Annotated in this window: 15 protein-coding genes; 8 read left to right on the top strand and 7 right to left on the bottom strand. The window is 73.4% G+C overall.

The features are described 5' to 3' along the window. The first annotated feature begins 2 nt into the window (after window positions 1–2). From AB0O82_RS29970 to AB0O82_RS29960, 3 genes are all read left to right on the top strand, one after another. A complete protein-coding gene (locus AB0O82_RS29970; RefSeq protein ID WP_363587047.1) occupies window positions 3–1994 on the top strand; it encodes an FAD/NAD(P)-binding protein in 1992 nt (663 codons plus the stop codon). Beyond that, complete coding sequence (locus tag AB0O82_RS29965; RefSeq protein WP_363587046.1) at window positions 1991–3478, top strand: adenylosuccinate lyase family protein; 1488 nt, start codon at window positions 1991–1993, stop codon at window positions 3476–3478. The genes AB0O82_RS29970 and AB0O82_RS29965 overlap by 4 nt, the downstream gene beginning before the upstream one ends. 73 nt (window positions 3479–3551) lie before the next feature. Then, window positions 3552–5120, top strand: coding sequence for a class I adenylate-forming enzyme family protein (locus tag AB0O82_RS29960; protein WP_363587045.1), 1569 nt, complete (start codon window positions 3552–3554; stop codon window positions 5118–5120). 56 nt (window positions 5121–5176) lie between these two features. Here the strand turns inward: AB0O82_RS29960 and AB0O82_RS29955 are convergent, their stop codons facing one another. From AB0O82_RS29955 to AB0O82_RS29930, 6 genes are all read right to left on the bottom strand, one after another. Beyond that, window positions 5177–6034, bottom strand: coding sequence for an arylamine N-acetyltransferase (locus AB0O82_RS29955; protein ID WP_363587044.1), 858 nt, complete (start codon window positions 6032–6034; stop codon window positions 5177–5179). Window positions 6035–6069: 35 nt separating this feature from the next. After that, window positions 6070–8001 carry an anthranilate synthase family protein gene (locus AB0O82_RS29950; RefSeq protein WP_363587043.1) on the bottom strand — a complete coding sequence of 644 codons (1932 nt, stop codon included), beginning with the start codon at window positions 7999–8001 and terminating at the stop codon, window positions 6070–6072. Beyond that, a complete protein-coding gene (locus tag AB0O82_RS29945) occupies window positions 7998–8627 on the bottom strand; it encodes an isochorismatase family protein (RefSeq protein WP_063346539.1) in 630 nt (209 codons plus the stop codon). Before AB0O82_RS29945 ends, AB0O82_RS29950 begins: the two co-directional genes overlap by 4 nt. Window positions 8628–8669: 42 nt before the next feature. After that, window positions 8670–9440, bottom strand: coding sequence for a 2,3-dihydro-2,3-dihydroxybenzoate dehydrogenase (locus AB0O82_RS29940; RefSeq protein ID WP_363587042.1), 771 nt, complete (start codon window positions 9438–9440; stop codon window positions 8670–8672). A gap of 94 nt (window positions 9441–9534) precedes the next feature. Continuing rightward, window positions 9535–10707 (bottom strand): 3-deoxy-7-phosphoheptulonate synthase, encoded by a 1173-nt coding sequence (locus tag AB0O82_RS29935; protein ID WP_363587041.1) that lies wholly within the window; start codon window positions 10705–10707, stop codon window positions 9535–9537. Between the two features lie 495 nt (window positions 10708–11202). Beyond that, entirely contained in the window at window positions 11203–11952 is a 750-nt protein-coding gene (locus AB0O82_RS29930) for a 50S ribosomal protein L11 methyltransferase (RefSeq protein WP_363587040.1), read from the bottom strand. A gap of 261 nt (window positions 11953–12213) precedes the next feature. On the opposite strand from AB0O82_RS29930, the gene AB0O82_RS29925 reads away from it, so the two are divergent. Continuing rightward, window positions 12214–14142: a helix-turn-helix domain-containing protein gene (locus AB0O82_RS29925; protein WP_363587039.1), complete on the top strand. Its 1929-nt coding sequence runs from the start codon at window positions 12214–12216 to the stop codon at window positions 14140–14142. 38 nt (window positions 14143–14180) lie between these two features. Here the strand turns inward: AB0O82_RS29925 and AB0O82_RS29920 are convergent, their stop codons facing one another. Then, window positions 14181–15410 (bottom strand): transposase, encoded by a 1230-nt coding sequence (locus AB0O82_RS29920; protein ID WP_363587038.1) that lies wholly within the window; start codon window positions 15408–15410, stop codon window positions 14181–14183. 273 nt (window positions 15411–15683) lie between these two features. On the opposite strand from AB0O82_RS29920, the gene AB0O82_RS29915 reads away from it, so the two are divergent. From AB0O82_RS29915 to AB0O82_RS29900, 4 genes are all read left to right on the top strand, one after another. Beyond that, window positions 15684–16670 carry an NADPH:quinone reductase gene (locus AB0O82_RS29915; RefSeq protein WP_363587037.1) on the top strand — a complete coding sequence of 329 codons (987 nt, stop codon included), beginning with the start codon at window positions 15684–15686 and terminating at the stop codon, window positions 16668–16670. A 134-nt stretch (window positions 16671–16804) separates the two neighbouring features. Further along, window positions 16805–17284 carry an Rrf2 family transcriptional regulator gene (locus AB0O82_RS29910; RefSeq protein ID WP_363587036.1) on the top strand — a complete coding sequence of 160 codons (480 nt, stop codon included), beginning with the start codon at window positions 16805–16807 and terminating at the stop codon, window positions 17282–17284. A gap of 78 nt (window positions 17285–17362) precedes the next feature. Beyond that, a complete protein-coding gene (locus AB0O82_RS29905) occupies window positions 17363–18583 on the top strand; it encodes an MFS transporter (protein WP_363587035.1) in 1221 nt (406 codons plus the stop codon). Between the two features lie 258 nt (window positions 18584–18841). Beyond that, a partial coding sequence (locus tag AB0O82_RS29900) for a thiamine pyrophosphate-binding protein (RefSeq protein WP_363587034.1) occupies window positions 18842–19565 on the top strand: 724 nt, incomplete at its 3' end.

The following is a 19565-nucleotide window of genomic DNA, read 5'->3' as shown; positions in this document are numbered from 1 at the left end:
GCATGAGCGGAGTGGGCAGCAAGGCGGCACTGGAGGTCTGCGTCATCGGGGCCGGCCCGCGCGGCCTGTCCGTTCTGGAGCGGCTCTGCGCCAACGAGCGCGCGGCGCCCTCGCACGGCTCCATCACGGTGCACATGGTCGACCCGGCCGCGCCCGGCGCCGGCGCCGTCTGGCGCCAGGACCAGTCACGGCACCTGCTGATGAACACCGTCGCCTCGCAGATCACCGTGTACACCGACGACAGCTCCCGGATCGACGGCCCGATCGAGCCCGGTCCGAGCCTGTGGGAGTGGGCGGTGGAGGTCGCCGAGGCCGGCGCCGCCTCCGGGCAGGACGAGGAGTGCGTGGCCGAGGCCCGCACCCTGCGAGCCGACAGCTACCCCACCCGGGCGTTCTACGGGCGCTACCTGAACGCGAGCTTCCGCCGGGTGGTGGACGGCGCGCCCGCGCACGTCACCGTCCAGGTGCACCGCTCGCGGGCGGTGGCGATGGCGGACACCCACGGTGTCCCCGGCGGCCCGCAGGGCATCCGCCTGGAGAACGGCAGCCGGCTCAACCACCTGGACGCCATCGTGCTCGCCCAGGGCCACGTCGCGGCCCGGCCGACCCCGCACGAGGAGCGGACGGCGAGCCTGTCCCGGATCCACCACCTCACCTACATCACCCCGGCCAACCCGGCGGATCTCGACCTGAGCGGCATCCTGCCGGGCCAGCACGTACTGTTGCGCGGCCTCGGGCTGAACTTCTTCGACCACATGGCCCTGTTCACGGTCGGCCGGGGCGGCGCCTTCGTCCGCGCGGACGGACGGCTGGTGTACCGGCCGTCGGGCCGGGAGCCGAAACTGTTCGCCAGTTCGCGCCGCGGCATCCCGTACCACGCCCGCGGCGAGAACGAGAAGGGCGCGTACGGCCGTTACTTCCCCCGGTTGCTGACCGCCGAGTACATCGCCGGGCTGCGCGAGCAGTCCGCGGCCGGCGAGCCGGTGCAGTTCCGCACCGACCTGTGGCCGCTGATCGCGCGCGAGGTGGAGAGCGTCTACTACGGCACGCTGCTCGACGCGAAGGGCCGCGGCGCCGAGCGGGAGCCCTTCGTCCAGCGGTACCTGACGGTCGCCCACGGCGGCGGCTTCGCGGCCCTGCTCGACGAGTACGGCATCCCCGAGTCGGAGCGGTGGGACTGGGAGCGGCTCTTCCGCCCTTACGGGGACCGGGAGTTCAGCGGGCCGGAGGACTTCCGCGACTGGCTGCTCGGGTACCTGGCCGAGGACGTCGAGGCGGCCCGCGCCGGCAACCTCAGCGGCCCGCTCAAGGCCGCCCTGGACATCCTGCGCGACCTGCGCAACGAGATCCGCCTCGCGGTGGACCACGGCGGGCTGGAGGGGAACTCGCACCGGGACGACCTGGAGGGCTGGTACACCCCGCTCAACGCCTTCCTGTCGATCGGCCCGCCGGTCTCCCGGATCGAGGAGCTGATCGCCCTGATCGAGGCCGGGGTGGTCGAACTCACCGGCCCGGGCACCGAGATCCGGATCGACACCGAGGCGGCCGCCTACGTGCTCACCTCCCGGGCGGTGCCCCAGCCGCCGGTGCGCGCCACCGTCCTGATCGAGGCCCGGCTGCCCGAACCCGACCTGCGCCGCACCACCGACCCGCTGCTGCAGCACCTACTGAGCACCGAACAGGCCACCGCGTACCGGATCCCGGGCACGGGCGGCACCGACTACGAGACCGGCGGCCTGGCCGTCACCAAACGGCCGTACCGGCTGCTGGACACCCGGGGCCGCGCGCACCCGCGGCGCTACGCCTACGGGGTGCCGACCGAGTCGGTGCACTGGGTGACGGCGGCCGGAATCCGGCCCGGCGTGGACTCGGTGACGCTCGGCGACTCGGACGCGATCGCCCGCTCGCTGCTCGCCCTGCCGCCCACCACCCAGCTGCCCTTCGGCGTCCGGCCGGACGCGGCCGTCACCGACCTGACCGGAGTGCTGATATGACCGACCCTGACGAGCCGGCCGCGCCGGACGAACCCGGCGGCCCGCACGACCCGCACGACGCGCACGACGCGGCCGACATCCTGACCGACGCCGGGCTGCTCTCGCCGGTCCGCGCCGGGACGCCGGTCGAGGCCGCCGTCTGCGACCGGGCCTGGCTACAGGCCATGCTGGACGCCGAGGCGGCGCTGGCCCGGGCCCAGGCCGGGCTGGGCACCCTGCCGAGGACCGCCGCCGACACCATCACCCGCCTGGCCCGCGCCGAGCTGCTGGACCTGCGGGCCCTCGCGGTCGAGTCCCGGGAGACCGCCAACCCGGTGGTCGGGCTGGTCCGGGCGCTGACCGGGGTGGTGGCGGCCGAGGACCGGGCCGCCGCCGAGTACGTCCACCGCGGCTCCACCAGCCAGGACGTCCTGGACACCGGTGCGATGCTGGTGGCCGCCCAGGCCCTGCGGATCATCCGCGCCGACCTCGCCCGCACCGCGCGGGCCCTGGCCGTCCTCGCCGAACGGCACCGGGACACCGTCCTCCCCGGCCGCACGCTCGCCCTGCAAGCCGTACCGACCACCTTCGGCCTCAAGGCAGCCGGCTGGCGCCAGCTCGTCCTGGACTCCGAGCAGCGGCTCGGACGGGTCGCCGAGCACGGTCTGCCGGTCTCGCTCGGCGGCGCCGCCGGCACCCTCGCCGGGTACCTGGAGTACGCCCGGATCGACGGCGCGGCCGCGGGCGGGGCGAACGGGGCGGCGCCGGACCCGGGCGACTACCTGGACCGACTGCTCACCGCCTTCGCCGCCGAGACCGGGCTGGCCCGCCCGGTGCTGCCCTGGCACGCGCTGCGCACCCCGATCGCCGACCTCGCGGGCGCGCTGGCCTTCACCGCCGGCGCCCTCGGCAAGATCGCGATCGACGTGCAGTCGCTGACCAGGACGGAGGTCGGCGAGGTGGCCGAGCCCACCGCGGCCGGGCGCGGCAGCTCCTCCGCGATGCCGCACAAGCGCAACCCGGTGCTGGCCACCCTGATCCGCAGCGCCGCGCTGCAGGTGCCGGTGATCGCCGCCGGGCTCACCCAGTGCCTGCTGGCCGAGGACGAGCGCTCGGGGGGCGCCTGGCACGCCGAGTGGCAGCTGCTGCGCGAGGCGCTGCGGCTGACCGGGGGCGCCGCACACACCGCGGTGGAGCTCGCCGAGGGGCTGGAGGTCAAGCCCGAACGGATGCGCACCAACCTCGAACTGACGGGTAGTCAGATCGTCTCGGAGCGGATCGTCGCCGTCCTGGCACCCCGGCTCGGCAAGGCGGCGGCCAAGCAGCTGCTCACCGAGGCGTCCGGCGCAGCCGACCGCGACGGTCGGCCGCTGGAGCAGGTGCTCGCCGAACTGCCCGCTCTCGACGGCATGTTCGGCAGGGTCGAGCTCTCTCGGCTGTGCGATCCGACCACGTACACCGGAGCGGCCGGCCCCCTCGTCGACCGGGCCCTGCGCGAGCCGTGAGGCCGGCCCGGCGTCCGGCGCCCCGGCACCGGGCGCCCGAGCGATCCGCGACCAACCGAAGGGGAAGAGGAGCATGTTCCTGCAACGCGTCGGCAATCGAGGCATCCGGCTGGGCACGGTCTGGGACCGCGCGGCCGCCCGTCACCCGGCGAGCCCGGTCTACCTCGACCACGACCTCGACATCGCCCCGGAGCTGGGCCGGCGGGTCACCCTGACCGAACTCGCCGACCTGGTCGACGACTTCGCCGCCCGGTTGTGGGCTTCCCAGGTCCGCCCCGGCTCGCACGTGGTGATCCACAAGTCGGACAGCTTCGACATCTCCCTGCTCGCCTACAGCGTCGCCCGGGTCGGCGGGGTACCGGTGCTGCTGTCCCCGAAGCTGGACGGCGCCACCGTCGCCCGTCTGCTGGGGCGACTGTCCCGGCCGACGCTGCTCACCGACGCGGCGAAGCTGGAGCAGGCACTCCCGTCCGAGGTGTTCGACCTGACCGAGCGGGTGCTGGTGGCCACCGGGGAGTTCCCGGGCGCGACCGCGCTGGCCGGGCTGGCCGGGGTCGAGCGGGTGGCGCCGGTGACCATGCCGCAGGACCGGCCGGCCCTGATCACCCACACCTCGGGCACCACCGGCCTGCCCAAGCTCGCCGTCCAGACCGGCATCACGATCCAGGCCCGCTGCCGCCCGCAGTCGGTGCTGCTCGCCCCGGTCGGGCGGCACGAGCCGATCGCCGTGCACGTCTCCTTCGTCCACTCGCGGATGATCAGCGGGGCCGCGCTGTTCGCGCTGCGCGGCCATCCCATGATCATCCTGCGGGACGACGAGCCGGAGCACGTCGCGAAGCTGTTCGCCCGGATCCCCCCGGGGGTGATCGAGTCCCACCCCAACACCCTGCTGAGCTGGGAGGTCCTGGCGGACCACCCGGCGAAGCCGCTGGCCAAGGTCCGCTGCTTCAGCAACACCTTCGACGCCATCCACCCGCGCACGGTCGACACCCTGCTGGGCGCGTCCGAGCGCAGCCTGCCGTTCTTCGCCCAGACGTACGGGCAGAGCGAGACCGGCGCCATCGCCGCCCGCACCTACACCCGGCACCGCCGCAGCGGCGCCGACGGCCGCTGCGTCGGGCGGACCTTCCCCGGGATGACCGAGGTCCGGGTGGTCAGCCGGGACGGCCGGCCGGTGGCCAAGGACTCCCCCGGCCACATCGAGGTGCGCAGCGGCGGGCAGATCGTCACCTACTTCGGCGAACGGGAGCGCTTCGAGGGCCAGTTCTCGCGGGACGGCTGGTGGCGGATGGGCGACCTCGGCTACCGCACCCGGTGGGGCTGCCTGCATCTGCTGGACCGCGAGGTCGACGAGATCCCGGGGATCAACAGCACCCTGGACCTGGAGGACAAGCTGTTCACCCGGCTGCCCGAGCTGCTGGAGGTGATCATCGTGCCCGGCGGGGACAAGGCCCCGGTGCCCGTGGTCTGCACCCGGGACGACCAGCCGCTCGACCTCGCCCGCTGGAACCGCGCGGTGGCCGGCCTGCCCACGCTGGCCCCGCCGGTGCAGCGCCGGCTGGACGAACTGCCGCACACCGCCACGACCAAGGTGAAGCGGCTGGAGCTGGCCAGGGAGCTGGCCGCGGCCGAGGAGGCCTGAGCCGAGGAAGGCGTCGGCCCCGGCGGTGTCGTGAGACCCGCCGGGGCCGACGCGTGTCAGGAGGAGCCGATGGCCGGCAGGCTGCGCAGGACGGACCGCAGGTCCCCGGGCCCGAGCCGGACACCGAAGTCCTCCGCGAGGACGGTGGCGTACCGCTCGTCGGTGAGGTCCGCGGCCTCCGTCGTGCCGTCGGCGCGGCCGACGACCAGCCGCCGGCCGTCGAGGGAGAGCCGGCGCTGCGACGTGATCTTGGACAGGTAGGCCCGGCCGGTGAACGGGGAGCGCTCGTGGGTGGAGGTGTAGTGGTTCATCACCACGCAGTCGACCTGGTGCAGCGGCAGGCCCGTCTCGAACCGGTAGAGCGGCAACCACCCGTCGGGACAAAGGAGTTCGAGCACCCAGCAGTCCGGCTCCGAGCCGACCCGGCGGAGCCGGTGAGTCCAGCCGTCGGGCTCGGCCAGGGCGCCGTCGGTCAGCGGCAGCGGCTCCAGCGGCCCCTTGTCGCCGAAGCCGACGTCGGCGAGGAAACGCGCCTGGCCGACCGTCACCAGCAGCACCAGGTGGGTGCGTGGCAGCGGTCGGCCGGCGTTCAGCAGGGCGCGGGCGGCGAGCCTGGTGACCTGGAAGCCCAGGCGTTCCAGCACCGCGGCGAAGAGCAGGTTCTGTTCGAAGCAGTAGCCGCCGCGGCCGCCGGCGACCAGCTTGGCCTGGACGCGGTCCAGGTCGAGCGGGACGCCGCGGCCGAGCGGGATGTCGAGGTTCTCGAACGGGAGGGCCAGCAGGTGGGCGCGGTGCAGCCGGCGCAGCGTCCCGGGTTCGGGGGGCAGCGGACCGGAAACACCGGTGCGGGCCAGGTAGGCCCCGACGTCGAGCAGTTCCGCTCCCCATTCGCCGGTGGCGCGGTCATCGCCCATCCTGTCGGCCCCTCTCCCGTGCGGTCTCCCGGAGACTACCCGGCAAGGATCGCCCCGGCACGGAGGACCTCGGCGATCAGGCCGCCGACGATCCGGGGGCCGTCCTGGGTGAGCACCGACTCGGCGTGGAACTGCATGGACGCGAAGTGCGGGCCGCGCAGGGCGTGCACCTCGCCGGTCTCCCGGTCGCGGACGGCCTCGATGGTGCCGACGCCGTCCACGTCGACCGTGTCGTGCGGGCTGACGGCGGCGAAGGTGTTGTAGAAGCCCACCCGCTCACGAGCGCCGAACAGGTCGATCTCGCGCTGGACACCCTGGTTGGGGACGTCCCGGCGGCGCAGCGGCAGGCCGAGCAGGGTCGACAGCACCTGGTGACTGAGGCAGACCGCGACGAACGGGCGCCGCCGGGCGAGCAACTCGGCCACCGCGGCGCGCAGACTGGCGATCTTGGGGTGGTCGGCCTGCCGCGGGTCGCCCGGCCCCGGGCCCATCACGACCAGGTCGAAGCCGTCGAAGGCGTAGTGCTCGTCGAACCGACGGATCGTCACCTCAAGCCCGAGTGACTGGAGTTGGTGGCCGATCATGGCGGTGAAGGTGTCCTCGGCGTCGATCACGAGCACCCGGCGCCCGGCGAATTCGGCGAGCCGCCGGCCGCGGTCCGCGTCCTCGGCCAGCCAGAAATCCGAGATGACGGTGTTGCGCCGCTCCAGCGCGGCCCGTACCCGGGGGTGGCCGGCGAAGGTGCGCGGGCCTCCGGCTTCCAGCGCGGCCAGCAGCCCGGCCGCCTTGGCCCTGGTCTCGGCGACCTCGGAGGCCGGGTCGGAGTGGCGCACCAGGGTGGCGCCGACCCCGATCCGGATCCGGCCGGCGGTGTCGATGTCGGCGGTGCGGATCAGGATCGCGGAGTCCATCGTGCGCCCGCCGCGCTCGTCCCGGCCGATCAGCGCGGCCACGCCGCTGTAGTAGCCGCGCCCGGCGGTCTCGTGACGGCGGATGACCCGGGCGGCGCTCTCCAGCGGGCTGCCGGTGACGGTCGGGGCGAACATCGTCTCGCGGAGGATCTCGCGCGGGTCGCGGTCGGTTCGGCCCTCGATGAGGTACTCGGTGTGCGCGAGCCGGGCCATCTCCTTGAGGTACGGGCCGACCACCCGGCCGCCGCCCTCGCAGATCCGGGCCATCATCTTGAGCTCCTCGTCGACCACCATGTAGAGCTCGTCGGCCTCCTTGCGGTCGGCGAGGAAGTCCATCACGCCGGCCAGGGTGGGGCCGGAGGGCGGGTAGCGGTAGGTGCCGCTGATCGGGTTCATCACGGCGACGCCGTCGGCCAGGCTGATGTGCCGCTCGGGGCTGGCGCCGACGAAGGTCCGCTCCCCGGTGTGCACGACGAAGATCCAGTAGGCGCCCGCCTCGCGCTCGGTCAGCCGGCGGAAGAAGGCCAGCGCGGCGCGCAGGGTGTAGTCACTGATCTCGGCCAGGAAGGTGCGGCGGACGACGAAGTTGGCGCCGACGCCCTGCCCGATCTCCTCGGCGACCACCCGGCGGACGATGTCGGCGTACTCCTCGTCGCCGAGGTCGAAGCGGGCGCCGGTCAGCTCGGTGGGCCGGTCCGGGATCAGCGCCAGCGCTTCGCCGAGGTCGACGGTGGCGTGCTCGGTCACCGTCATGGCGAGCAGCGGGGCACCGTCGTCCTGGGCCTCGAAGCCGCGCTCGGCGATCTGCCGGTACGGGACCAGGACCAGGACCTCCGGGCCCGGGCGGCCGGGCTCGGGGCCCAGCGGGACACCGTCCAGCGTGTCCGCGGTGGCGACCTCGCCGAACAGGACGTCCAGCGTGCCCGGGCCGGTGGTCTCGGGCCGGTGCAGGAGGGCGAAGGCGGGCGGCCGCTCCGCGAGCACCCGGCGCAGCAGTTCCTCGGCCGTCCGGTCCGTCGTCCGGCCGCTCGTCCGGTCCGTCGTCCGGCCGGTCATGCGAAGGTCTCCTTGGCGGTGATCAGCATCGCGCAGCGCGCGGCGGCGTACTCCAGGGCGAGCCGGTGGTGGGCGGCGGAGAAGTCCGCGACGGCGTCGGCGACCAGGAACGGCCGGATGTCGTTGGTGAAGGCGTCGACGGCCGTCATCAGTACGCCCACGTGGGCGTAGACGCCGCACAGGATCAGCTGGTCGCGGCCCTCCTCGCGCATCCGCTGGAGCAGGTCGGAGCGGAAGAAGGCGCTGTAGCGCCACTTGGTGAGCAGCCAGTCGCCGGGGGCCGGGGCGAGCGACTCGACGACCTCGCGGTCGACCGGGTCCATCCGCATCCCGGGGCCCCAGAAGTCCAGCAACAGCCCGCGCTGTTCGGTGGTCATGCCGCCCGGCTGGGCGGTGTAGGCGACCGGCACGCCGAGCTCGGCGGCCTGGCGGCGCAGCAGGGCGGCGTTGTGCAGCAGCTCCCGGCCGGGTGCCTCGTCCGCCGGGAAGGGGCGCAGGAAGTAGCGCTGCATGTCGTGCACGAGCAGCACCGCGCGGTCCGGGCGGACGGTCCACGACACGGTGTTGTCGGGCAGCTCGCCCGCGGTCGGCATCGGATAGGGCTCGATGGTCGGAATGCCTGCCATGCGGTGGACTCTCCTGGGGGAATGGTGAGTTGGGCGGGCCGGTCAGGCGCCGAGGCCGGCGCCGCCGTCGACGGTGAGGTCGTGCAGGGTGATGTGGCCGGCCGCGTCGGAGAGCAGGAAGAGCACGGCGGCGGCGATGTCGGCAGGGCTGGCCAGCTTGTTGAGCGGGATGCCGACCCGGAAAGCGTCCGCGCGACCGTGCAGGGTGCCCTGCGGGCCGGACTCGTCGTGCCACATCGAGGTGAGCATCGGGGTGTCGGTGGATCCGGGGGCGACGAGGTTGCAGCGGATGCCGTACCTGGCGACCTCCAGGCCGAGGCTCTTGGTGAACATCGTCGCGGCGGCCTTGGAAGCGGCGTAGGCGGCCATCTCGGTGCGCGGGGTGCGGGCGGCGTTGGAGGCGACGGTGACGATGGCGCCGCGCCCGCGCGGGATCATCCGGTCGACCACCGCGCGGGACACGTGGAAGACGCCGTTGACGTTGACCGCGAAGGTGGCCGTCCAGTCCTCGACGGAGAAGTCCCGGACCTCGCCGAGGCGCAGCACCCCGGCGGCGTTCACCAGTTGGTCCACCGGCCCGAGTTCGCGCTCCACCCGGTCGACGAGCAGGTCGACGGCGCGGTGGTCGCTGACGTCCACCGGGTAGGCCTCGGCCCGCAGGCCCTCCTCGGCGAGGGCGGCCACGGTCTTGCGCAGGCCCTCCTCGTCGCGGTCCGCCGCGGCCACCGCGGTGCCCTGTTCGGCCAGGGCGCGGACCACGGCCGCGCCGATGCCGCCTGCTGCCCCGGTGACCAGGGCGATCGTGTTCGTCACTGCCGGACCTCCCTCGGGGCCGACGCGTGGCCGGCCCGTTGCTCTCGGTTGCTCTCGGTGTGGTGGTGTGTGGCGCCGTTCCGGGCCCGGCGGGTCAGCCCTCCCAGGCGGAGACCACGGTGATGGCCTGGCCGGGGTTGAGCCGGGGATCGCAGAAGCTGGTGTACTTGTCGCCGACGTGCGCCACCCCGGAGGCGTCGTGGGCGCACTCGGTGACGTCGTCGGGCGTGGTCTCCAGGTGCAGGCCGCCGGCCACGCCGCCCTCGGAGCGGACGGCGTACTGGAAGTGCTGGATCTCCCGGACGACGGTCTCCACGAAGCGGGTCTTCAGCCCACCGGGCGTGGTGACGGTATTGCCGTGCATCGGGTCGGTGAGCCAGATGACCGGGTGGCCGGCCTCCCGGACGGCCCTGACCAGCGCGGGCAGCCGGTCGGCGACGACCTCGGCGCCCATCCGGGCGATCAGGGTCAGCCGCCCGGGCTCGCGGTGCGGGTCGAGCCGCGCGCACAGCTCCAGCAGTTCCTCGGGTGCCATGCCGGGTCCCACCTTGCACGCGACCGGGTTGGCCACGGACGCGAGCATCGTGACGTGGACGCCGGCCACGTCGCGGGTCCGCTCGCCGATCCACGGCCAGTGTGTGGACGTCAAGAGGCTTTCGGTGTAACCGATCTGACGGATCATCGGAATTTCGTAGTCGAGCAGCAGCGCCTCGTGGCTGGTCCACACCGGCGGGCTGAGCGGCGAGCGACGGTCCGGATCCGACCAGCCGAGGTGGGTCATCGCCTCGGCCGCCGCCCAGTAGCAGCCGAGCAGCCGCCGCGGGTCGGGGCGGCGCAGCTCCGGGTCGGGTTCGGGGCTGTTGACCAGGTGGCCGCGGAAGACCGGGATCTCCAGGCCCCCGACGAACTCGGTCGGCTTGGAGCGGGGCTTGGCGAACTGGCCGGCCATCCGGCCGACCCGGACCACCGGCCGGTGGGTGGCCATCGTGACGATGCCGGCCAGGACGTCCAGCAGGCCGGTCTTGCGGGCGACGTCGCCCGCGGTGCACTCCGCCGGGTCCTCGGCGCAGTCGCCGATCTGTACGACCTGGGCCCGCCCGGCCGCGACGTCGGCGAGCACGGAGCGCAGCCGCCGGACGTCGGCCGGGCCGACCAGCGGCGGCAGACCGGCCAGCCGGTCCTTGATGTCGGGAAGGTGCTCGTGGTCGGCCCAGTCGGGCTGATGGAGTGCGGGCCGGGACAGGAGCGCGGACAGGGCGGTGACCATGGGGGTCTCCCGGGGCGAAGGTGCGCCGGCTCGGCGGCGCGCACGGAAGGGCGTCGTGGCGAGGCTGTGGATGGCACGGGTCAGGGAGGAGCGGCCGGCCCGCGGGCCGGGTCCCGGTCCGGCAGCGGTCCGCCGGCCGCCGAACGGCTGAGGCTCTTCCAGATCTTGTGGCGTGCCACCAGGTGTCGCCAACGCCCGCCCCCGCACTTCGTCAGGTGGCGGATACTCCATCAGGTGGCGGCACACTCCGTCAGATGTCGCCCCGGCGCGACCGAGAACGGTGACGGCGGGCCCTCGACGAGGTCCGTCCCGAGGTGGCGGACCGGCGAGATCCGGCCATGGAACGGCTCGGGCGCGCGCCCCATCTGGACGCCGTACAGCACGGCCGGACTCCGGTGGCCCACGCATCCCCCGGGGTGGGCGGACCACCGTGCGCCGGCACCTCGTGGCATGTGCCGAAGTCGGCGTGGCAGATCGGGCCGCCGGGCTCGGACGTCAGAAGCCGGTACCAGGTGCCGTCTCGCCGCCGGACCGGCCGCGCGCCACGGTCACCTCGATCAACATGTGCGCGACCTCCTCCTCGCCCTCCGGGAAGACGCCGCTGCGCACCACCCGCAGGGTGCGCCCGCATTCCTCGGCGATCCGGAGGAGCGCCGTCAGGTCGCCGCGCTCGCTGAAGTGCAGCAGCACCGAGCCGCCCGGAGCCAGCCGGCCCGGAGCCTCGACGAGGAAGCGGCGGTGGGCGGCGTAGCCCGGGTCGACGTAGCCGCGCTCGTGCATCGTCCGGTAGCGGTAGTCCTCCGGCGCGAGCACGTAGTTGGAGTGCCAGAAGACGGTGTCGAAGCGCTCCTCGGGCGCGAGCGCGGCGAACAGGTCGCTGTGCACGCTGTGGACGCGGTCGGCGACGCTGTGCCGGTGGGCGTTCATCTCGGTGTTGCGGACGGCGGCCTCGTTGATGTCGCCGGCCACCACCCGTGCATGCCCGGCCAGTGCTGCGGCCACCGCGATGACGCCGGTGCCGCAGCCGATCTCCAGCAGCGAGCCGGAGCGCCCGGCGGCCCGCGGGTCGTCCAGACCGAGCAGGCGCATGGAGATCTCGCTGGTGGGCGAGTAGACCGGGGCGAAAATCCCTGGCAGCAGGTCCCATTCACGGCCGCAGAGCCGGAAGGTCGCGGGCCGGTGCGGGTGCTCCAGCGCGGCCCTGCTCCGTTCCAGCGAACGGCGGTAGTCCTGTAGCGCCTTCATGTCGTCCGCCTGTGCCCCCCACCGCGCCAGCTGGGCGTTGTCGCCCGGACCACCTCCCCGGTGGCCACCACGTCATCCTCCTCAACCGGCACGGGCGGCGGGAAGGTGACCCGGCAACACATCGGGGCCACTCGGCGGTGCCCCCTCCACCGTCCAAACCGTGGAATCATCCGAGCCCCACCCAAAGTGACATGATAAACACTTTGCATTACCTGGCATGTGCCAGGCAAAAAGGCTGATGTGCACGGGTGGGGGTAGGGCATGGCCCAACAGGGGGTCCGTAAGCGGCCTGACGCGCTGACGGTACTGACCTTGCTGGTGGCGGAGGCACCACCGGCGCGCATCGAGTCACTGCTTGCCGAGGCCGCCCGCGGCGGCGCCCGCGAGGCCGAGACGGCCGCACTGGAGCGGGCCGTCCGGCTCGGACTGGACATCTGCGCCCAGCGCCGCGGGCGCCAGCAACGCGAGGCGGGCCTGTCCGCGCTGCTCGACACCGCCCGGGACCTCCTCGTCCCCGACACCCTCGACGGGGTGCTCAAGGTCGTCACCCGGCGCTCGCGCCTGCTCCTCGGCTCGGACATGGCGTACGTCAGCTTCCCCGGACCAGAGGACGGCCTGTCCTACATCCGGGCGTCGGACGGCCACACCTCCACGCTCAACGTCGGCCTCCAGCTGACCGGCGGCTCCGGACTCGGCCACGCCGCCGTCGCCAACCTCGCGCCGGTCTGGACCCCGGACTACCTCGACGACAACCGGATCCAGCACAGCACCGACATCGACGAGGTGGTCCGGGCCGAGGCGCTGCGCGCGATCATGGCCGTCCCGCTGAGCTACGGCCCACACCCCTTCGGCGCGCTCTACGTCGCCGACCGCAATGTGCGGCACTACACCCCGGAGGAGATCTCCACCACGAACCTGCTCGGCGAGCTCGCCGGCCTGGCCGTCCAGCGCGCCCTCGTCCTCGACGACGCCAAGGCCACCGCGCAGACCCTGCGCGAGGAGCACGGACGCACCACCGAGTCGCTGCGGGAGCTCAGCGAGCACCGGCGCATCCATCACGAACTGATCGAACGGGCGCTGACCGACTGCGAACTCCACGGTCTCGCCGAAGCCGTGAGCCGGAACCTGGGTGGCGCGCTGCGGATCCACGCGGCGGACGGCACCGTCCTGACCACCACCGGCCGGATGCCCGAGACCAGACCCGCCGCCGCGGAGGTGCACGCCGCCAAACGCCCGGTCCACACCGCGGACGGCCTCTGGGCGGCCCCGGTCACCGCCGGAGGCGAGATACTCGGCACCCTGGTGTTCCGCCCCGAGGACCTCCCCGCGGCCGGCATCGACGAACTGCTGCACCTGGCCGCCCAGGCGGTGGCGGTGCAGCTGCTGCGCACCGGCGACACCACCGTCGTGCAGGGCCGCGCCCACGGCGAGCTGATGGAGGACCTGCTCACCAGCGCCCAGCGCCCGCCACAGCAGTTGGAGGAGCGCGCCCGCCGGCTCGGCATCAACCTGGCCACGCCGCACGTGGTGGTGGTCGTCCGCCCCGAGGCCCGAGCGGTCGGCCGGGCCTGCGCCCTGGCCACGGGCCTGGCCCAGCGACTGAACGGGCTGCGGGTCGGGCACGGCGGCAACGCCGTGCTGCTGCTGCCCGGCACCGACGCCGGCACGACGGCCCGGGCCGTCCTGAATGAACTCGCCCCGCTGCTCAGCGAACCGGTCACGGTGGCGGCGGCCGGGCCGGTCGCGGACGCCGCCTCGGTCTACCACTGCCACCAGGAGGCGCTGCGCTGCCTGGAGGCGATGATCGCCCTCGACGCCACCGGCCGCTCGGCCTCCCCCCGGGAGCTGGGCTTCCTCGGTGTCCTGCTCGCCGACAACCGGGACGTCCGTTCCTTCGTCGACTCGGTCATCGGTCCGGTGCTCGAGTACGACCGGCAGCGGTTCACCGACCTCGGCCGCACCCTGGACGCCTACTTCGAGACCGGAGCCAGCCCCACCCGGGCCGCCCAGAAGCTGCACGTCCACCCGAACACCGTCGCCCGCCGCCTGGAACGCGTCGCGGAACTGCTCGGCCCCGACTGGCAGGACCCCGGCCAAGCGCTCGAAGTCCAGCTCGCCCTACGGCTCTCGCGCGTCCGCGACCTCCTCGTCAAGGACGGCCCGTCGGCGGGAGTCGACCAAGGGACCTAGTGCCTGTCGGGGCGCGGGCGTGATCCGGAAGAGTGCCCCTAGCTCACGCGGCGGAGCGAGCGGCCGCCGGTGTGGGAGAGGGCCACGACCGCGTGTGCGGCCGAGGCGAGGGTGACATGGCGGTGCCAGCCGTTGAAGGAACGGCCGGTGTAGTCGCGGATGCCGGTGCGGTCCGCGATCTCGTCGAAGTCCCGCTCGACCCGGCCGATCCGCAGGCTCAGCCGGAACAGCTGGGCCGGCGTGGCGTCCGGGACGTCGGCCAGCCACAGCTCCTGCGGCCAGCGCCGGCCGGAGCTGCCCGCGCCGAGCAGCAGCAGGTCGCGGTCCGGGCCGTCCGGCCTGCGGCTCACTCCCAGGGAGCGGGCCGCCCCGGTCACCGTCCGCACCCGGACGGCACCGACCAGCGCGGTACGCAGCCCGGCGTCCTGGCCGTGGTCGGTCCAGGTCACCATCCGCCTGCGGTCCCGGCACGCCCCGATGATCCGGTGGGCCGGCATCGCCTCCACGCCGTGCCCGGCCCCCTCGGCCGGGCGGAGCGGCAGCGTGCTGTTGATCCGCACGAGGAACGGCACCCCCGCCGCGCGCAGCCGCCGCAGCGCCTTCATCCCGTCCAGCTCCCGGACGTCCATCACCACCGGCAGCGTGGGCAGCCGCCAGTCCGAGGTCAGCTCCAGCACCGCCTCGACCGAGCAGTCACCCAGCGTCCGGGTGTCCACACTCGCCGGGATGGACGCCTGGCTGCGCCGCGGCACGTCGTCCAGCCACGCCCGGGACAGGTGCAGCCGCCAGTTCACCGGCATGCTCACCTCCTCGGACGCCGCCCAGACGCCCACCGCCTGCTGCGCGTTGAGCACCTGGCCGAGCGAGGAGATGAACCGGCGATCCACGCCCACCGAGTGCTCCCCGGCCTTCGGGATGACCGTCTGCTGCACCACCCAGGCCTGCGGCGGCGCGACGGACGTCACGTAGTGCGCCAGCGCGGCGCGCACCGGGTCCCACTCCCAGGTGGAGCTGCTGATGAAGTGGTGCAGGTTCTGCTCCGTGGCCTGCCCGCCGATCAGCCGCGCGATGTTGCGCACCGACTTGCGGCCCTCCGCGCCCAGCAGTCCGCGCAGGTACTCCACACCCTTGCGGCGCTGGTCCGCCCGGGGCAGCGACGCGAACAGCGCCGGGCACAGCTCCGAGAGGACGATGTCGTGGGAACTGCCAACGCCCGGCGTGCGCCCGGGTGTTCGCGTGTCCCTGATGTGCAGGGCGAAGTCGCTCATCGAGATCCCCAACCTCTACATGGCAGACGCATCTTCAGATGGGTCGACGGTATGCAGAGGGCTCAGGCCGGGCCCAGGTGCACCGGGCACACGGCTGCACGCGCGGCCTATGGCCGGACCACCGGACAGAGCGCGCGAGCAGGCGCGATCGCCCCCGGAGCCGCCCGGTGGGGTGTGCCGGGGCCATCAGGGGCGGGCCGACCGCGCGCGAGTTGACGAACAAACGGCTTCCGTGCGGCACCCCGGCGTTGACCGGTGGAAGACTCTCCGAGCATGCGAGCAGCCTTCATCGAGGCCCTCGGGCCGCCCGAGAACATCCGCTACGGCGAACTTCCCTCCCTCCGTCCTGGGCCGACCGACATCCTGGTCGACGTCACGGCCACCACCGTCAATCCGGTGGACACCTTCGTCCGCTCCGGCCTCTTCCGCACCCCGGTCGCGTTCCCGTTCGTGATCGGCCGCGACCTGGTCGGCACCGTCGCCGCGGCCGGGCCGGCCGCCCCCGGCTTCGCCGTCGGCGACCGGGTGTGGACCAACAGCCTCGGCCACGGCGGGCGCCAGGGCGCCGCCTCCGAGCAGGTCGTCGTCCCCGCCGACCGCCTCTACCACCTCCCTGAGGGCGTCCTCCCCGAGGAGGCCGTCGCCGTCGTCCATCCGGCCGCGACCGCCTACCTCGGCCTGTTCACACACGGCCGCCTGCGGGCCGGTGAGACCGTCCTGGTGGCCGGCGCGGCCGGGAACGTCGGCTCCGCGCTGGTCACCCTCGCCGTCGACGCCGGGGCCCGGGTCGTCGCCACCGCCTCCGCCCGGGACCTGGAACAGTGCCTCGCCCTGGGTGCGGCCGAGGCCCTGGACTACCGCGATCCGGACCTCGCCGAACGGCTCGCCCAGGCCTGCCCCGGCGGCGTCGACCTCCACCTCGACACGTCCGGGGAGAACGACCTGGCCACCGCCGTCGACCTGCTCGCCCCGCGCGGACGGATCGTCCTGCTGGCCGGCGCCCGCTCGCGGCCGATCCTCCCGGTCGGGCCGCTCTACATGAAGGACTGCTCGATCGCCGGCTTCGTGATCTCGCATGCGACCAGCACCGAACTGGCCGAGGCCGCCGTCGGCATCAACCGCCTGCTCGCGGCCGGACGGCTGCGCCCCCTGGTGGTCGAGACCCTTCCGCTGAGCGCCGCCGCCGAGGTCCACGGCCGAATGGAACGCGGCGAGCTGCACGGCAGACGGGTGGTCCTCAGGCCCGATTCGCGGGCCTGACCGGTCGGCTGCTAACCGTTGTACCGGAGGTCCGGCAGGGCCGCAACGCCCTCGTCGGGCCGCGACTTGACATATTCCGGACCTCCGGCGTGTCCGGCCTGCGTCGCAGAACCTGGACGTGTATTGTCCTGGTTATGCGAATGGGTGAAGGAGTCGAGTGGGGCCTGCACTGCTGCCTCACCCTGGCATGGCTCGACAGTGAGCAACCGGTTCCGACGGCACGGCTGGCGGCCTGGTTCGACCTGCCGCCGGCCTACCTGACCAAGCGCCTACAGGCACTGGTCCGGGCCGGCATCCTGAGCTCGACACCGGGCTCCAAGGGCGGCTTCCGGCTGGGCCGACGGCCGGAGAAGATCACCCTGATGGACGTGGTCGCCGCCATCGAGGGCCCCGACGACGTGTTCCGCTGCACCGAGATCCGCCAGCGCGCGGACGGCGGTGGCGCCATCGCACGGGAGTTCCGACAGCCGTGCGGGATCGCCACCGCGATGCGCAAGGCCGAACTGGCCTGGCGCCGCGAACTCGCCGGGCAGACGGTGGCCGACCTCATGGCCGCCGCGCCGGGCGGGGCCGCCGACCGCACCCGACGCCACTACGCCCGCATGACCGGCTGACCGCACCGCCCGACGGTCCGACCGCCTCACCGCGCGGCGACACCACAGCACGCGCACCGACCCGCAAGGAGAATCTGGATGTCCAGTGTCTCGATTCCGGCCGACCGGAAAGCTCCGGCCGAACCCGGCTCACCACCCCAGGGCGGCCTGTCCTCCACCCTCGCCCTCGCCTTAGGGACGTTCGCCGTCGGCACGGACGCCTTCGTCGTGGCCGGCTTCCTCCCCTCCATGGCCCAGGACCTGCACGTCTCCCCGGCCACGGCCGGCCAGTCGATCACCGTCTTCGCCGCTGCCTACGCCGTCCTCTCCCCCGTCCTGGCCACCCTCCTCGCCCGGCTTCCCCGCCGAACCCTGCTGATCACCGCACTGTTCACGCTCGGCATCGCCAACCTAGGCTCGGCACTGGCCCCCAACATGGCCGTGCTGATCATCAGCCGCATCATCGCCGCCGCCGGCGCCGCCGCCTACACCCCCAACGCCGGAGCCGTCAGCGCCTCCCTCGTCCGCCCCGAACTGCGGGCCCGAGCCCTCGCCGTGGTCATCGGCGGCCTCACCATCGCCACCGCACTCGGCGTGCCGCTCGGCAACGCCGCCAGCCACTGGTTGGGTTGGCGCACCGCCCTCGGCCTCGTCGCCGGACTCTGCCTGCTCGTCGCCGTGATACTGCGCCTGATCATGCCGTGGCTCCCCGGCAACGTCCGGGTGCCGCTACGCACCCGCCTCGCCGTCCTGCGCCGGCCGGCCGTCCTCGCCGTCCTGCCGCTCACCGTCCTCGGCATGGGCGCCAGCTACACCGCGTACGCCTACAGCGTGCCCATGCTGGAAGCCGTCAAGGTGCCCGAGCGCTCCATCCTGTGGATGCTCTTCCTGTACGGCCTCGGCGCCGTCATCGGCAACCTCGCCGCGGGCTACACCACCGACCGCTGGGGCTCCACCAAGGTCCTGATCGTCGGCTACACCGCCATGGTCGTCGCCCTCGGGTCCCTCGCCTGGCTCGCCGCCTCCGACTCCGACCTCAAGCCCGTCGTCGGCCTGCTGGTCCTCCTCTGGGGCGCCAGCAGTTGGTGCCAGACACCCCCGCAGCAACACCGCCTGATCGAGGTCGCCCCCCAGGAGGCCCCGCTGGTGGTCTCCCTCAACTCCTCCTCCATCTACCTCGGAATCGGCCTCGGCACCATCATCGGCGGCGCCACCCTCGGCGCCGGCGCCGCGACCGTGTACGGCCTCGGCGCGGCCATCGCCGCCATCGCCCTGGTCTTCCTGCTCTTCACCCACCACTCGCCCACGAACAAGGGCTGAGACGCGAGACACTCCTTGCGGGCCGGGCAACTCCCTTCCGGCCAACGCTTCCTGACGGCACGGCGTCGCACCGAGCGCTGAAACACCCCTCAGCACGCGACGACCGACGACCGGCGCGGAGACAGACCCTGCTGCCCCGGTTTCCCCGACACGTCCCTGGCCGCCCAACGGCGCCGCGCACCGCAGCGGCCCCGGCCACGGACACCACCCGGCACTCCCCGCCGGACCACCACGTCGACGAAACCGAGAGATTGCCAGATGACCCAGTTGAGCGAGTCCCCCGTGACCACCCACAGCACCGAGACCACCGGATCGACCCCAGCGCCGTTCACCCCCGACGCACGGACCGGGCCCGTGGAGTCCGCGATGACCGGCGCCCAGGCATTGATCCGTTCACTCGAAGAGGTCGGAGTGGACACCGTCTTCGGCATCCCGGGCGGGGCCATCCTTCCCGCGTACGACCCGCTGATGGACTCGGCCAAGGTGCGCCACATCCTGGTCCGGCACGAGCAGGGCGCCGGCCACGCCGCCACCGGCTACGCCCAGGCCACCGGCCGGGTCGGGGTCTGCATGGCCACCTCCGGCCCGGGCGCGACCAACCTGGTGACCCCGATCGCCGACGCCTACATGGACTCCGTGCCGATCGTCGCGATCACCGGCCAGGTCCCCTCGACCCTGATCGGAAGGGACGCCTTCCAGGAGGCGGACATCTGCGGCATCACCATGCCGATCACCAAGCACAACTACCTGGTCACCGACCCCGACGAGATCCCCCGGGTGATCGCCGAGGCGTTCCACATCGCCGCCACCGGCCGCCCCGGCCCCGTCCTCGTCGACATCACCAAGGACGCACTCCAGGGCCTGACAAGGCATCGGCAGGACGAGCCCTCGCTGCCCGGCTACCGGCCGGTCACCAAGCCGCACGCCAAGCAGATCCGCGAGGCCGCGAAGATGCTGGTGGGCGCCAAGCGCCCGGTGCTGT

The organism is Kitasatospora sp. NPDC088264 (assembly GCF_040685715.1).
In the GTDB taxonomy this organism is placed as follows: domain Bacteria; phylum Actinomycetota; class Actinomycetes; order Streptomycetales; family Streptomycetaceae; genus Kitasatospora.
The sequence above is the reverse complement of the archived record's forward strand: the minus strand, read 5'-3'. Positions and strand labels throughout refer to the sequence as shown.

Excerpts from the sequence above, each read along its gene's own strand:
- AB0O82_RS29970 (WP_363587047.1), top strand. The coding sequence starts at position 3 with ATGAGCGGAGTGGGCAGCAAGGCGGCACTGGAGGTCTGCGTCATCGGG.
- AB0O82_RS29965 (WP_363587046.1), top strand. The coding sequence starts at position 1,991 with ATGACCGACCCTGACGAGCCGGCCGCGCCGGACGAACCCGGCGGCCCG.
- AB0O82_RS29960 (WP_363587045.1), top strand. The coding sequence starts at position 3,552 with ATGTTCCTGCAACGCGTCGGCAATCGAGGCATCCGGCTGGGCACGGTC.
- AB0O82_RS29955 (WP_363587044.1), bottom strand. The coding sequence starts at position 6,034 with ATGGGCGATGACCGCGCCACCGGCGAATGGGGAGCGGAACTGCTCGAC.
- AB0O82_RS29950 (WP_363587043.1), bottom strand. The coding sequence starts at position 8,001 with ATGACCGGCCGGACGACGGACCGGACGAGCGGCCGGACGACGGACCGG.
- AB0O82_RS29945 (WP_063346539.1), bottom strand. The coding sequence starts at position 8,627 with ATGGCAGGCATTCCGACCATCGAGCCCTATCCGATGCCGACCGCGGGC.
- AB0O82_RS29935 (WP_363587041.1), bottom strand. The coding sequence starts at position 10,707 with ATGGTCACCGCCCTGTCCGCGCTCCTGTCCCGGCCCGCACTCCATCAG.
- AB0O82_RS29930 (WP_363587040.1), bottom strand. The coding sequence starts at position 11,952 with ATGAAGGCGCTACAGGACTACCGCCGTTCGCTGGAACGGAGCAGGGCC.
- AB0O82_RS29925 (WP_363587039.1), top strand. The coding sequence starts at position 12,214 with ATGGCCCAACAGGGGGTCCGTAAGCGGCCTGACGCGCTGACGGTACTG.
- AB0O82_RS29920 (WP_363587038.1), bottom strand. The coding sequence starts at position 15,410 with ATGAGCGACTTCGCCCTGCACATCAGGGACACGCGAACACCCGGGCGC.
- AB0O82_RS29915 (WP_363587037.1), top strand. The coding sequence starts at position 15,684 with ATGCGAGCAGCCTTCATCGAGGCCCTCGGGCCGCCCGAGAACATCCGC.
- AB0O82_RS29910 (WP_363587036.1), top strand. The coding sequence starts at position 16,805 with ATGCGAATGGGTGAAGGAGTCGAGTGGGGCCTGCACTGCTGCCTCACC.
- AB0O82_RS29905 (WP_363587035.1), top strand. The coding sequence starts at position 17,363 with ATGTCCAGTGTCTCGATTCCGGCCGACCGGAAAGCTCCGGCCGAACCC.